This is a genomic window from Roseobacter sp. YIN89 (assembly GCF_057219365.1).
Map to the genome: position 1 here is coordinate 394,908 of NZ_JBXVVD010000004.1, position 12,963 is coordinate 407,870.

The 12,963-nt window shown below is 56.2% G+C and carries 14 protein-coding genes; 8 read left to right on the plus strand and 6 right to left on the minus strand.

What is annotated here, in order from left to right:
- Nucleotides 1–36: 36 nt before the first annotated feature.
- On the minus strand, nucleotides 37–1,374 hold the full coding sequence (locus AC2D8V_RS17830; RefSeq protein ID WP_484734941.1) for an adenylate/guanylate cyclase domain-containing protein: 1,338 nt from the start codon (nucleotides 1,372–1,374) through the stop codon (nucleotides 37–39).
- 83 nt (nucleotides 1,375–1,457) lie between these two features.
- A complete protein-coding gene (locus AC2D8V_RS17835; protein ID WP_484734942.1) occupies nucleotides 1,458–2,669 on the minus strand; it encodes an ROK family transcriptional regulator in 1,212 nt (403 codons plus the stop codon).
- A 160-nt stretch (nucleotides 2,670–2,829) separates the two neighbouring features.
- On the opposite strand from AC2D8V_RS17835, the gene AC2D8V_RS17840 reads away from it, so the two are divergent.
- From AC2D8V_RS17840 to AC2D8V_RS17865, 6 genes are all read left to right on the plus strand, one after another.
- Complete coding sequence (locus tag AC2D8V_RS17840) at nucleotides 2,830–3,849, plus strand: substrate-binding domain-containing protein (RefSeq protein ID WP_484734943.1); 1,020 nt, start codon at nucleotides 2,830–2,832, stop codon at nucleotides 3,847–3,849.
- Nucleotides 3,850–3,954: 105 nt separating this feature from the next.
- Entirely contained in the window at nucleotides 3,955–5,016 is a 1,062-nt protein-coding gene (locus AC2D8V_RS17845; protein WP_484734944.1) for an ABC transporter permease, read from the plus strand.
- On the plus strand, nucleotides 5,016–5,783 hold the full coding sequence (locus tag AC2D8V_RS17850) for an ATP-binding cassette domain-containing protein (protein ID WP_484734945.1): 768 nt from the start codon (nucleotides 5,016–5,018) through the stop codon (nucleotides 5,781–5,783). The genes AC2D8V_RS17845 and AC2D8V_RS17850 overlap by 1 nt, the downstream gene beginning before the upstream one ends.
- A gap of 25 nt (nucleotides 5,784–5,808) precedes the next feature.
- Nucleotides 5,809–6,420, plus strand: coding sequence for a nucleoside/nucleotide kinase family protein (locus AC2D8V_RS17855; protein WP_484734946.1), 612 nt, complete (start codon nucleotides 5,809–5,811; stop codon nucleotides 6,418–6,420).
- A gap of 114 nt (nucleotides 6,421–6,534) precedes the next feature.
- On the plus strand, nucleotides 6,535–8,310 hold the full coding sequence (aspS, locus tag AC2D8V_RS17860; RefSeq protein ID WP_484734947.1) for an aspartate--tRNA ligase: 1,776 nt from the start codon (nucleotides 6,535–6,537) through the stop codon (nucleotides 8,308–8,310).
- Nucleotides 8,307–9,029 (plus strand): GNAT family N-acetyltransferase, encoded by a 723-nt coding sequence (locus tag AC2D8V_RS17865; RefSeq protein WP_484734948.1) that lies wholly within the window; start codon nucleotides 8,307–8,309, stop codon nucleotides 9,027–9,029. The genes aspS and AC2D8V_RS17865 overlap by 4 nt, the downstream gene beginning before the upstream one ends.
- Here the strand turns inward: AC2D8V_RS17865 and AC2D8V_RS17870 are convergent.
- A complete protein-coding gene (locus AC2D8V_RS17870; protein WP_484734949.1) occupies nucleotides 9,026–9,745 on the minus strand; it encodes a response regulator in 720 nt (239 codons plus the stop codon). The two genes, AC2D8V_RS17865 and AC2D8V_RS17870, sit on opposite strands and share 4 nt — an antisense overlap.
- 158 nt (nucleotides 9,746–9,903) lie before the next feature.
- Here AC2D8V_RS17870 and mce point away from each other — a divergent pair, with 158 nt between their 5' ends.
- Nucleotides 9,904–10,308, plus strand: coding sequence for a methylmalonyl-CoA epimerase (gene mce / locus AC2D8V_RS17875; RefSeq protein WP_484734950.1), 405 nt, complete (start codon nucleotides 9,904–9,906; stop codon nucleotides 10,306–10,308).
- A gap of 2 nt (nucleotides 10,309–10,310) precedes the next feature.
- Complete coding sequence (locus tag AC2D8V_RS17880) at nucleotides 10,311–10,607, plus strand: DUF1467 family protein (protein ID WP_484734951.1); 297 nt, start codon at nucleotides 10,311–10,313, stop codon at nucleotides 10,605–10,607.
- Here the strand turns inward: AC2D8V_RS17880 and AC2D8V_RS17885 are convergent.
- From AC2D8V_RS17885 to AC2D8V_RS17895, 3 genes are read right to left on the minus strand one after another with little or no spacing between them, the layout of a single operon-like run.
- Entirely contained in the window at nucleotides 10,561–11,262 is a 702-nt protein-coding gene (locus tag AC2D8V_RS17885; protein WP_484734952.1) for an EI24 domain-containing protein, read from the minus strand. The genes AC2D8V_RS17880 and AC2D8V_RS17885 overlap by 47 nt on opposite strands.
- Nucleotides 11,259–11,837 carry a nitroreductase family protein gene (locus tag AC2D8V_RS17890; RefSeq protein ID WP_484734953.1) on the minus strand — a complete coding sequence of 193 codons (579 nt, stop codon included), beginning with the start codon at nucleotides 11,835–11,837 and terminating at the stop codon, nucleotides 11,259–11,261. The genes AC2D8V_RS17885 and AC2D8V_RS17890 overlap by 4 nt, the downstream gene beginning before the upstream one ends.
- A gap of 7 nt (nucleotides 11,838–11,844) precedes the next feature.
- Nucleotides 11,845–12,945, minus strand: a complete 1,101-nt coding sequence (locus AC2D8V_RS17895; RefSeq protein WP_484734954.1) for a class II histone deacetylase — start codon at nucleotides 12,943–12,945, stop codon at nucleotides 11,845–11,847.
- Between the last annotated feature and the right edge of the window lie 18 nt (nucleotides 12,946–12,963).

Consider the following 12,963-nt stretch of genomic DNA (forward strand, 5'->3'; position numbering starts at 1 on the left):
GTGACTATTTTTTCAGCATGTTGCCGGTGTGGGCTCTTATGGTTGGGTGAGACTGAAGCATTCGACCGGTTCGGGAAACCCGCGAAGCGTCATGGGAGGATGCGCCTTCAGCGACGTTTGATCGTCAATTGCACGCTTGGTGCTGCCATCAACAAGTATTGTGACGCCCACGGTTTTAGCTGCGGCCTCCAAACGGGCGGCAAGGTTTACCGGATCGCCGTAAACAGTAAAAGACTGCCGTTCTTCTGACCCGATTGTGCCGGTGACCAGCGCACCACTGGCGATGCCGACACGGACGGCGAAGCCATGATCTGTGCCTGTAATCACGAGATCTTTGGCCGCGCGAAGGGCGGCCTGCTGTGGATGGTCAACGGCGACGGGCGCATTGAACGTAACAAGGAAACCGTCGCCAAGATAAGACATCACGATGCCACCGTGCGCAGCGACCGCGCCGGTTGCGTCGGCCAGAAAACGATCAAGCACATCAATGACAACCTGTGGCGCGTGGGCTGCAGTAAATGACGTAAACCCGGCAATATCCAAAACCAAAGCCGTGCCTTCGGAAAGTTTTGGTTTCAGCGGGGCATCAGACGAAATCAACTGGGCTGCAACCTCTTCGGGTACATATTGGCGCAGCAGTCGACTGACCTTTTCGCGCGCGCGACGTTCACTGCGTGAAGTGATGTCTGACGCCACCTGCGCGAAAAACACCGCGCGCGCCCGGTAGACAGCGACCGCCAGTGCCAATGCCGTAAACATCAACATCGCAGTTTCTTCGATCCTGTTGCCGCGTCCGATGAAGTCGATGGAAAGAAATACCGCCTCATAGTCCGCGCGGGTCGCTGAGGCCGGAATGTCTGCCCATGACAGGTAGGTGCTCATGGGTAAGGTGACCGCAACAAATGCGGTCCACCATCCGATCACACCAATGAAACCCGTCCACAGCACAAGGCGCCATGATAATGACAGGCAACTCATCGCCAGCAGCGGGAACAGGTAGTAGATACCGTATGCCCGAAACGCGATGATTTGCGGGATATCGTCTGCGCGACTGATCGGTATCAGTGCAAAGGTCGCGCAGATCGACAGCATGTCGAGGGCATACACGAGATATTTGATCCACCATTGATCGTATCGCGTGCCGATGATGGCGAGATGAGCGACACCGACAACGGTGAACAGACACAGGACGATAATGGCCGCAATGCGCGGTTCAAACCCCGTGAATAAAAACGGTGCCGCCACGTACCATGCAAAAGCAGCACCGGTGATCAGGGTGCGACAGGCGATGGCAAGACGAAGCCCTTTTTGTTCCGCAACGATCAGACGCGCAGACGATTCCTTTGCGAACTGATCATCTTGGGATGCCGACATCGCGTCTTTCAGAGTGTGACCGCCCCGCGGCCTGATAAGCGAAATGTAGCGGCGCAAAACTGGTCGGCAAACAAGAGCAAGGCTTAGCCACTGGAATCTTGAATGACCCGCGAGCGTGGTGACAGGAAGTATTGTGCATAGATCGGCCCGCAGGCGGCACCGATTGCACGCGCTTCGCTGCCAATACTGCCTTCTTCGATACGCGGTACAATGATGCCTCGGGTATCTGCGGTTTTCACCTGTGCGCGGATTTGCTCGACCAGCAACTTGCGCAGGCGCTCAGGCAAGGCGCCGTCAATCATTACCGCTTCAAAATCGATAACGGCACTGGTGGACAGGCACGCTTGTGCAATCGCTTCTGCACTGTGTTCGAGCCATGTGTCGACGATCGGTCCGAAAGCGTCCCAGTTTTGTGGCTGATGCCAAAGTTCGGCAGGATCAAAGCCTTTGGAAACAAGCTCTTTTTCGAGCACGTGAACTGAGGCGACGTCGACAAGCTGGCATATACCCCGTTTCGGGTGTGCAACCCTGATAGAGCCTAACGCCCCCGCGTTCCCGCGATTGCCTTCGTAGACATTCTGGTTGATGACGATACCGCCTCCAATAAAAGAAGCGATGAAGAAATAGGCATAGTCGTGAAACTCCCGACCCCGGCCATAAATGTGCTCGGCCCAGCAGGCGCTTGTTGCATCATTGATGATGAAAACCGGTAATTGCGCAATCGCTTGTATCTCTTTGCGCAGATCGACGTCCTGCCATTGGTCAAATCTTTGCGCGTTTTTACCGGACGTCTCTTTCCAGCGCCACATCTCAAACGGAATAGCGACGCCCACGCCGCTCAGCTTGGTCGCGCGCAGAATGCCGATATCCGCCACTGCGGCTTCAAGACTTTGTCTCAAGAATGCAAAGATGTCCTTCGGTGACGGGCTGGAATAATGGGTCCGGCGTGTGAAAAGAACGCGGCCGCTGAGATTCGTCAGGAAGAAATCGGAACTGCGCCTGCCAATCTTGACCCCGATCGACAGTGCACCATCCGGATTCAGCGCGATCGGTATTGACGGCTTGCCAACCTTGCCCTTGATCGGTGCGCCTTTGGCCGTCAATCTGTCACTTTCCAGTTTGCGCAAAATAACAGACACGGTTTGTGCAGATAATTGCGCGCGCTTTGCGATATCAGTGGCAGTGAGCTGTCCGTTTCTTTGCAAAAGCGTAAGGATAAGGCGTTCGTTATGATCGCGGACACCCTTTTGGTTAAACCCGTTGCTTAACGCTTTTATGGTTGCGGTCTCGCCCATTCTCTCCCCATCGCTGCACTGGCAGTTTAGACGTGTGTCAATTTATAAATCAAGTTTATTTATTAATTGACAATCTACCAGAATCGCGTAATCACTAACGCTGCGGTGCTCGTTATGCGGTCGCGCCGCGATAGCAATAAAATGCGTCTGGGAGGACACCATGAAGAAATTTCTTGCAGGAACGGCTTTGGGATTGATGGCGATGGCGGGAACCGCGTCTGCCGATGGGCACACCGTCTCGGCCTGCCTGATCACCAAGACCGACACCAACCCGTTTTTTGTGAAAATGCGTGAAGGTGCGGAAGCCAAGGCAGCCGAATTGGGTGTGTCGCTCAATTCATATGCGGGCAAGGTTGACGGCGACCATGAAACTCAGGTTGCCGCGATCGAAACCTGCATTGCCAACGGCGCAAAGGGTATTCTGCTGACGGCGTCAGATACGTCATCCATTGTGCCGGCAGTTCAGCAAGCGCGCGATGCGGGCCTGCTCGTCATCGCACTGGATACACCGCTCGAGCCGATCGATTCGGCTGACATGACATTTGCCACAGACAACTTTCTTGCGGGTCAGTTGATCGGTGAGTGGGCCGCTGCGTCGCTTGGCGATGAGGCTGCCAATGCAAAGATTGGTATGCTTGATCTGGCCGTGAGCCAACCTTCTGTAGGCGTTTTGCGCGATCAGGGCTTTATGACTGGGTTTGGTATCGACGTAAAAGACCCTTCCCGTTGGGGTGACGAGGATGATTCCCGGATCGTCGGCCACGATGTGACCGCTGGTAACGAAGAGGGTGGACGGCGCGCCATGGAGAACCTGCTTGCGCAGGATCCTATGATCAATGTCGTTTACACCATCAACGAACCCGCTGCGGCAGGTGCGTATGAGGCGCTGAAGGCGATTGGTCGCGAAAACGACGTGTTGATCGTGTCTGTGGACGGTGGTTGCCCCGGTGTTCAGAACGTGGCTGACGGTGTGATCGGCGCAACATCACAGCAGTACCCATTGCTGATGGCCTCCAAAGGCATCGAGGCGATCGCCGCTTGGGCCAAGGATGGAACCAAGCCCGCCGCGACAGACGGTAAAGAGTTCTTTGACACCGGTGTGGCCTTGGTGACAGACAAGCCTGCCGATGGCGTTGACAGCATTTCCGTTTCGGAAGGCATGGATCTTTGCTGGGGCTGATCCGTCGGGATTAACCTTGTAAGGCTATGAGCCGGGCAGCATTCGTCTGCCCGGTTTACATCACTGGCCGCGCCGGGCCGGTTCTGTCAGGGAAGGGGAACATACATGTCCAATTCGGACAATTACGAGGCTGCGGTATCTTCTGCGGCAACTGAAGTCGCCAGTTTTCATGAAGAAGACAAGGGATGGGTGGGCAAGTTTCACCATGCGCTGCACACGACGCCGGCACTGGTGCCACTCATCGTTTTGGTTGCATCAGTTGTAATTTTCGGGCTGGCGCTGGGCAGTAAATTCTTCTCTCCTTTTGCTCTGACCTTGATCTTGCAGCAGGTGCAGATCGTGGGGATCGTCGCCGCGGCACAAAGCCTTGTGATCCTGACAGCAGGCATCGACTTGAGCGTGGGTGCCATTGCGGTAATTTCGTCCGTCGTCATGGGGCAATTTACATTCCGCTACGGTTTGCCGGTAGAAGTTGCGATCGTTTGCGGCCTGATCTTTGGCACATTGATCGGTACGTTAAATGGCTGGCTTGTCGCGGTGATGAAGCTACCCCCTTTCATCGTCACACTCGGCATGTGGCAGATCGTGCTTGCGGCGAACTTTCTTTACTCGGCCAATGAGACGATCCGAAGTCAGGACATTGCAGAACAGGCACCTCTGTTACAGCTAATGGGTTCGAAATTTAAAGTTGGTGGTGCTGTCTTTACCTTTGGTGTGGTGTTCATGCTCTGCCTCGTTTTGGTACTGGCCTATGTCTTGAAACACACTGCATGGGGCAGACACGTGTACGCGGTGGGAGACGACGCGGAAGCGGCTGAGCTTTCGGGTGTGAATGTCAAAAACACCATTATCTCGGTTTATGCGTTGGCCGGTCTTATCTGTGCTTTCGCGGGCTGGGCGCTGATCGGAAGGATCGGTTCGGTATCTCCGACGTCAGGGCAGCTTTTGAATATCGAGAGCATCACCGCTGTGGTGATCGGCGGCATTTCACTATTTGGCGGGCGCGGCTCTATCATGGGCACGTTTTTTGGTGCCCTTATCGTGGGTGTGTTCACACTTGGATTGCGTCTGGCGGGCGCCGATGCGCAATGGACGTATCTGTTGATCGGCCTTCTCATCATCGCGGCCGTGGCGGTCGACCAGTGGATCAGAAAGGTGGCAGCATAATGGAACCCATTCTCAAAGGGCGCGGCCTCGTGAAACGATATGGTAAGGTCACCGCGCTGGACGATTGCGATTTTGACCTGATGCCGGGCGAAATCCTTGCGGTAATCGGCGATAACGGCGCGGGAAAAAGCTCGTTGATTAAGGCGATGTCGGGGGCGGTGATCCCCGACGCTGGCACCGTGATGCTTGAAGGCAGGGAGGTCAAATTCCACTCGCCCATTGATGCACGTGAGGCCGGTATCGAAACGGTGTATCAGACGCTGGCGATGTCGCCGGCCTTGTCGATTGCCGATAATATGTTCATGGGACGGGAACTACGAAAGCCCGGTTTCCGAGGCAAAATCTTGAGGCAATTAGACCGCAGCAGGATGGAAGAAGTAGCGCGGCAAAAACTGTCGGATCTGGGGCTGATGACGATCCAGAACATCAATCAGGCGGTCGAAACGCTGTCAGGCGGGCAGCGTCAGGGCGTTGCAGTGGCTCGTGCTGCGGCTTTCGGGTCGAAGGTCATCATTTTGGATGAGCCGACGGCGGCTCTCGGGGTCAAGGAAAGCCGCCGGGTTCTGGAACTAATTCAGGATGTCAAAAGCCGTGGTATTCCAATCATCCTGATCAGCCACAACATGCCGCATGTGTTCGAAGTGGCAGACCGGATACATGTGCACAGACTTGGCAAGCGGCTGTGCGTCATTGATCCCAAAGATTATTCGATGTCCGACGCCGTGGCCTTCATGACCGGGGCGAAAGAGCCTGAAATGGCCGCTTGAGGCAACCAAAACGACGGATAGCGCAATGACGCCCAAGGACATTGTGGAAATGATTAACGGCGCTCCGAAGGCGGGGCGCCGAAGGCTAGTCGGGTTGGTCGGCGCCCCAGCAAGTGGCAAGACGACACTGGCACATGCTATCGCCGCCTTGGACGATACCATTTCCGTCGTGCCGATGGATGGGTATCACCTGGACAACGGACTGCTGGAAAAGCGCGGGCTTTTGGCACGCAAAGGCGCACCAGAAACTTTTGACGCCGCAGGGTTTGCGCATCTGTTACGCCGCCTGGCCTCGGGCGAAGACGCGATCTATCCGACCTTTGACCGCACATCGGATCGGTCGATCGCAGGGTCAGGTGAGATAAGCGACGGGTGCGAGACGATTCTGGTCGAAGGCAACTATCTTTTGCTCGACCGTCCGCAATGGCGACCCTTGGCCGATTTGTGGGACCTGAGCCTCTTTCTGGATGTTCCGATGGACGCGTTGCGTCAACGTTTGCTCGACCGTTGGAACACCTACGGATTCGACGAAGAAGCCGCCGCACGCAAGGCCGATGAGAACGATCTTCCCAATGCGTCACTGGTCTATAATGCGTCTTTGCCCGCGGATATCACGTTGAACGCGGTCAAACTCTGAATTTCCGCTCGGATTGTGTGATTATGTCTGCGTGTGGGGGGGCTGTCCCTTGACTTCCCCCTGAGGGAAAGGTGTATCTGGCGCGGATTTCGAAACCCCCGAAGGGACCACCTCATGCACGCATATCGCAGCCATACCTGCGCTGACCTGACTGCCGAAAACGTTGGCCAGACCGTACGCCTCTCAGGATGGGTTCACCGTGTGCGAGATCACGGTGGTGTTCTGTTCATCGACTTGCGCGATCACTACGGAATGACGCAGGTTTTGTGTGATCCCGACAGCCCGGTTTTCAACGAGGTTGAAAAGGTACGTTCCGAATGGTGCATCCGGATCGACGGCGAAGTAAAGGCACGCGACGAAACACTGGTCAATCCCAAGATCCCAACGGGCGAAATTGAGGTTTTCGTGCGCGACATGGCGGTGCTCGGAGATGCAGGCGAATTGCCGCTGCAGGTATTTGGTGAACAGGAATACCCTGAAGAGACGCGCCTGCGTTACCGCTATCTCGATCTGCGTCGTGAAAAGATGCAAGCCAACATGAAGCTGCGTTCAGACGTTGTGGCGAGCTTGCGCCAGCGGATGTGGGACGCCAAATTCCGTGAGTTCCAGACGCCGATCATTACTGCATCTAGCCCTGAAGGTGCACGCGATTTTCTCGTGCCGTCGCGGCTGCATCCCGGCAGGTTTTACGCACTGCCGCAGGCGCCGCAGCAATTTAAACAATTGTTGATGGTCTCGGGGTTTGACAAATACTTTCAGATCGCACCCTGCTTTCGCGACGAAGACCCCCGTGCAGACCGCTCGCCCACTGACTTTTATCAGCTGGACTTGGAAATGAGCTTTGTCGAACAGCAAGACGTATTCGACACCATCCAACCCGTTCTGACCGGCGTTTTCGAGGAATTTGGCGGCGGTAAAAAGGTTGATCAGGATTGGCCGCAAATATCATATAAAGACGCGGCGCTGTGGTATGGCACCGACAAGCCAGACCTCAGAAACCCGATCAAAATGCAGGTAGTTTCCGAGCATTTCCGCGGGTCCGGTTTTGCGATCTTTGCCAAGCTGCTTGAACAGGAAGGGACTGAAATTCGCGCGATCCCGGCGCCCACGGGCGGAAGCCGGAAGTTCTGTGACCGGATGAATGCATTTGCCCAGAAAGAGGGTTTGCCGGGGATGGGCTATATCTTTTGGCGCGATCAGGGTCAGGGCATGGAAGCAGCAGGTCCGTTGGCCAAAAACATCGGGCCTGAACGCACCGAAGCCATCCGCCAGCAATTGGGCCTGGATGTCGGCGACGCAGCCTTCTTCCTTGGCGGGAAGCCGAAGAGCTTTGAGACGGTCGCTGGTAAAGCACGCAATGTTATCGGTGCAGAGCTCAACCTGACGGATCAGGACAGGTTCGCCTTTGCGTGGATTGTTGACTTTCCGATCTACGAAAAGGACGAAGAGACCGGAAAGATCGATTTCGAGCACAACCCGTTTTCGATGCCGCAAGGCGGGATGGCTGCATTGGAAGGTGATCCTCTGGATGTGCTGGGGTACCAGTACGATCTCGCCTGCAATGGATACGAACTGGTGTCTGGTGCCATCCGGAATCACCGTCCCGAGATCATGTTCAAGGCCTTTGAGATTGCCGGATACGGCGAAGATGAAGTCCGCAAGCGTTTTGGTGGGATGGTAAATGCGTTTCAGTACGGTGCCCCACCCCACGGTGGGTGTGCTGCAGGTATCGACCGGATTGTCATGCTCTTGGCTGAAGAAAGCAACATTCGCGAGGTTATCCTGTTCCCGATGAATCAGCGGGCCGAAGACCTGATGATGGCAGCGCCGTCTGACCCAACGAGCGATCAGCTGATGGAGCTAGGGCTGCGCGTCATTCCGCAAGAATGACACGCAGCAGCGATATTGCCCCCGCGCTCGGCAATATGATCGAAGGCTGGGTGCAACCTGCGGTGCCTGTAGGTGATACACTCTCGGGCACCTTCGCAGTTCTGGAGCCTTTGTGCGCAGATGCCCACGCTGCGACCTTGTTCGATCATTATGCCGGGCATGACCAAGTTTGGGATTATATGCCCTACGGGCCATTCGGTTCTGCTGACGCTTACGCTGCGTGGATAAAGGAAACTGTCGCCCGTCCCGAACATCTTTTCTACGCCATCCGCAATCTGGAAACCGGGACTTGGGAGGGTGTCGCCAGCTATTTGCGGATAAATCCCGCGGCGGGCTCCATCGAAGTGGGTCACATCTGCATGAGCCCGGCGCTGCAGCGGACCCGTGCCGCGACCGAAGCCATGTTTCTGATGATGCAGTGGGCGTTTGAAGCGGGCTATCGGCGGTACGAATGGAAGTGCAATGCGGGCAATCTCGCCTCACGCGGTGCGGCGCAGCGGTATGGCTTCAGTTTTGAGGGCGTATTTCGGCAAGCAGCGGTGATCAAGGGGCGGAACCGGGACACAGCTTGGTTTGCAGCGATAGACAGCGAGTGGCCAGCCTTGAGGGCCGCCTTTCAAACATGGTTATCGCCCGACAACTTTGTCGAGGGGGCACAGATCGCGCGCCTGAGCGACCTTACGGCGCCCATTTTGGTCAGCCATGATCCCGCGCTTTAGATTGCCATTTTTCGGCTGAGCCTTTCGTGGACAAGACCGGCGAGTGCCGCGGTTTCAGATCTGGCTGACGCGCCTTTCGCACGGGCCTTTGCCAATGCCACTGCCGCGGATTCGAGCGTGTCGTCACGGGCAGAACGCGCAACACCACTGAGAAACTGAGCGGCATAGTCAAGCGTTCCATCATCCATCGGAGCCTGCAACATGTCCGCGATATGAGCCATGTCGTCCTGAAAAGCCATCTGATCTGGCGCGATGGTTTCGTCTGTCATCTCGCGCAAGCCAGCAGGTTGCCGGTCGGCTGGCAAGTTGCCCAGGACCGTCTGTTGAAAAACTGCCAGCGAGGAAATCGGTTTGTCGAGAAAACCGTCCGCACCTGCGGCCATTGCGCGTTCTTCGCCATCGGGATCACCAGAAGTGCCAAGAACAACTTCGACGCGGGGCTCAATGGTTGTCAGTTCGCGTATCAGATCTTCGCCAGTGCCATCGGGCAATCCGATATCTACGACTGCCACCGAAGGGCGGTATACTCTCAGATGGCGATGAGCAGAGCGAATGCTGTCCGCGCGCCGGATGCGTGCGCCGCTGCGCAGGCATAAAAGCCGCATTGCTTCGCACGCGAAGCGGCTGTCTTCGATCACGAGGACTGTCAGCCCCAATAACGGGCGCGCAGCCGTTGGGGCAGGGATCGTCGTTGCAAAGGGGTCATTCTTGTCCATCTTCAGCTCCTGATCGAGTCGGGTCGGAGCAGAGGATGGGGATATATGGCTAACAGGGCGTTAATTGTGCCGCCGCCAGACCTGCGGCGCTGCGTCACTTGAACTGGGTGCTGACCGCCCCCATAAACCAGTCAACCGCAGAACCTATGGAGAAACCGATGATTGGCCGTCTGAATCACGTTGCAATAGCTGTCCCCGATCTGGAGGCCGCTTCAGAGCAGTACCGCACGGCACTCGGTGCAAATGTGGGCGCACCGCAGGACGAGCCGGATCACGGTGTCACGGTAGTATTCATTGAATTGCCCAACACAAAAATCGAGTTGCTGTATCCGTTAGGCGACAACAGCCCCATTCAAGGCTTTCTCGACAAGAACCCTGCAGGTGGCATTCATCATGTGTGCTACGAGGTTGACGACATTCTGCAGGCGCGTGACCACCTGATCGAAACCGGCGCGCGCGTTCTTGGGACAGGCGAGCCAAAGATCGGTGCGCACGGCAAGCCTGTTCTGTTTCTTCATCCCAAGGACTTTAACGGCTGCCTTGTTGAATTAGAGCAGGTGTAGTCATGGGGATTACTTCCGCCCTCGTTCTCTTTGCGGTGATCTGGTCCATGACCTTTCTGATCATCCTGCCGATCCGTGTGAAAACGCAGGGTGATCTGGGTGATATCGTGCCCGGTACCCACGCCGGTGCCCCAGAGGTTCACAACATCGGCAAGAAGGCCAAGATCACGACGGCGATCAGCCTTGTGCTTTGGGCTATTATCTCTGGCATCATTTTATCAGAAGTGATCAGTGTCCGCGATCTGGACTGGTTTAACCGGATGGGCCCGGCGGCACCAACCGGTGAAACAGATGGGTGAATGTCGCTGCGCCCAAGATCGGGATCAGAAGGTTCAAGAGCGGAACGGACAGCGGTATCGCCATCAGAAACCCCGCGATCCATATGCGGATTGAATAACGCTTGCGCAGCACCTTGGCCTGTGTTCTCCCGACGCGTCTCATCGCGGCCAGCGTAAAATATTCACGCCCCAGCAGAAAACCGTTCAAGGCCCAGAAAATGATCGGGCCCAACGGTAGAAATATCAGGTACAGCACAAGTGCAATCAGGTTCGCGACAATCAGCACGCCGAGAAAGCTGACCGTGTCGATCAGCGCATCCCAAAGAGGTACGCTTTTGGCCGGGCCCAAGTCCGGGTAGTGAGCATCTTCGACCGCTTGTGCGACAGTATCGAGAAACATGGAAGTGATAGCAGAGGCCACGGGGACCATCAGTATCGCAGAAAGCGCCAGCACAGCGATAACAGAGCCACCGGTCAGCACCTCGTCCAGCCATTCAACTGTGCCAATAAATGGCAGGGACACGCTGTCGCCGATCAGACCGCCGATGAACCAGATAAAAAGTGCAGATATGGCGATGAGCAGCAGTATCGTCAGCCCCACACCGGTAAGCAGTACACGGCGAAACCGCGGGTCTGTCATCTGGTTGAGCGCAGCAAAGAAGGACGCAAAGATCATGTCGATACCCAAGTGGTAATAGTTTCCAAATCCGGTCGCGGCCGCTCTGGCGGCGTAGCCGTTTCAGTGGCGATGTGAATAAACCCGGCGATCCGTTCGTGTGCTTCCAAACCCAAGGCTTCTTGCATGAACTCACGGTCGTGACTGGGCCACCCACTTAACCAGTTGGCGCCCCAACCGGCAGCAAGTGCCGCGTTTAGTAGCGCAAGGCAGACAGCTCCGGCAGAATACGTTTGTTCCAGTGGGGGAATTTTCGGCGATGGCTTCTGAACTTCGATTACTGCTACTGCCAGATGCCCTTGATCAAACTGTGCGCGCCCTTTGGCAATCTGTTCGGTGTCCAGCCCCAGCGCCTCGCCGCGCTGGGAAACGCAGGCAGCCAGTCGTGGCAGCGCGCCTTTATCCAGAACGATAAAGCGCCAAGGTTCAAGCTTTCCATGATCGGGTGTGCGCGCGGCTGCCGTCAAAAGCGGGAGCAGTTCCTCGCGAGAGGGTGCGGGTGCTTGTAGCGTTTTTGCAGGGCGCGAGCGGCGGGACTGCAAGAAATTCAATGCGTCTGGGTTTGGCGTCGGCATGGTGATCCTATAGCTGGCTGGCCAGATGTTCGATTTCAGATTTCAGGAATGCGTCGAAACGAGGCCCCGGCTGGCGTGTTTTCAATGCTATTGCCATGGGGTCCGGTGCAGATGTGCTGCTGCCGGAAAGTGCTTCGAGTGTGGCGTGGCCACAAAACGGGACGTAGACCTCCGAATATCCACCTTCGTGCACTAGTACGAGCTTGCCATCACAAAGGCTTGCAGCGGCATCTTTGATCAGGCCAGTCATAACCCGGAAAGTTTCAGCGGTGGCGAGCATGCGCGCAAGCGGATCAATCGCACTGGCATCAAAACCGCAGGCGACAATGATCAGATCAGGCTTGTAGGCTTCGATCTGGGGGATGACGATGGTTTCCATCGCATAGATATAGGCGTTGTGGCCGGTGCCTGCCGGAAGCGGCAGATTGAGGTTGTATCCATCGCCTGCGCCACGCCCTCTGTCGGCAAAGTCACCGGTATCAAGTGGATAGTTGCCTTCCTGATGTAGTGAGATCGTAAACACATCATCCCGGTTGTAGAAGATGTGCTCGGTGCCGTTGCCGTGATGCACATCCCAGTCTAATACGACGACCCGCTTTGCCATTCCGCGTGCTTTCGCCGCTTCAATTGCGATGGCAATGTTCGCAAGCAGGCAAAATCCGTTTGGAAAGTCGGGCAAACAGTGATGACCCGGCGGACGCGACAAGGCATATGCATTCTGCATATCGCCGTTCAGCACAGCATCGACGGCCCCCATCGCAAGCCCCGCTGACAGGCTCGCGATTTCAAACCCGTCCTTGGCAAAGGGCGCGGTTCGGCCGAGCATGCCGCCGCCTGCATCGGAAGCTTCCTTGAAAGCGTCGAGATAACTCGCCGGGTGGACACGTAGCAAATCCGCGCGCGTTGCCGCTGGCGCACTACGCAGTTCTAACTCTGACGACAAACCCGTGACATCCATCAGGTTTTTCAATCGGCGTTTTGTCTCCGGGCTTTCCGGCAGGCCGCCGGCGGCAAACGGCTGAACAAGACCGCCAAGCGGCACAGTGAATGCGTAATTTCCACCTGCGTGCCAGAAGCATTTTTCATCCCAGAAAAAACCAGTCGTCATGGATGTATCCCTACACAA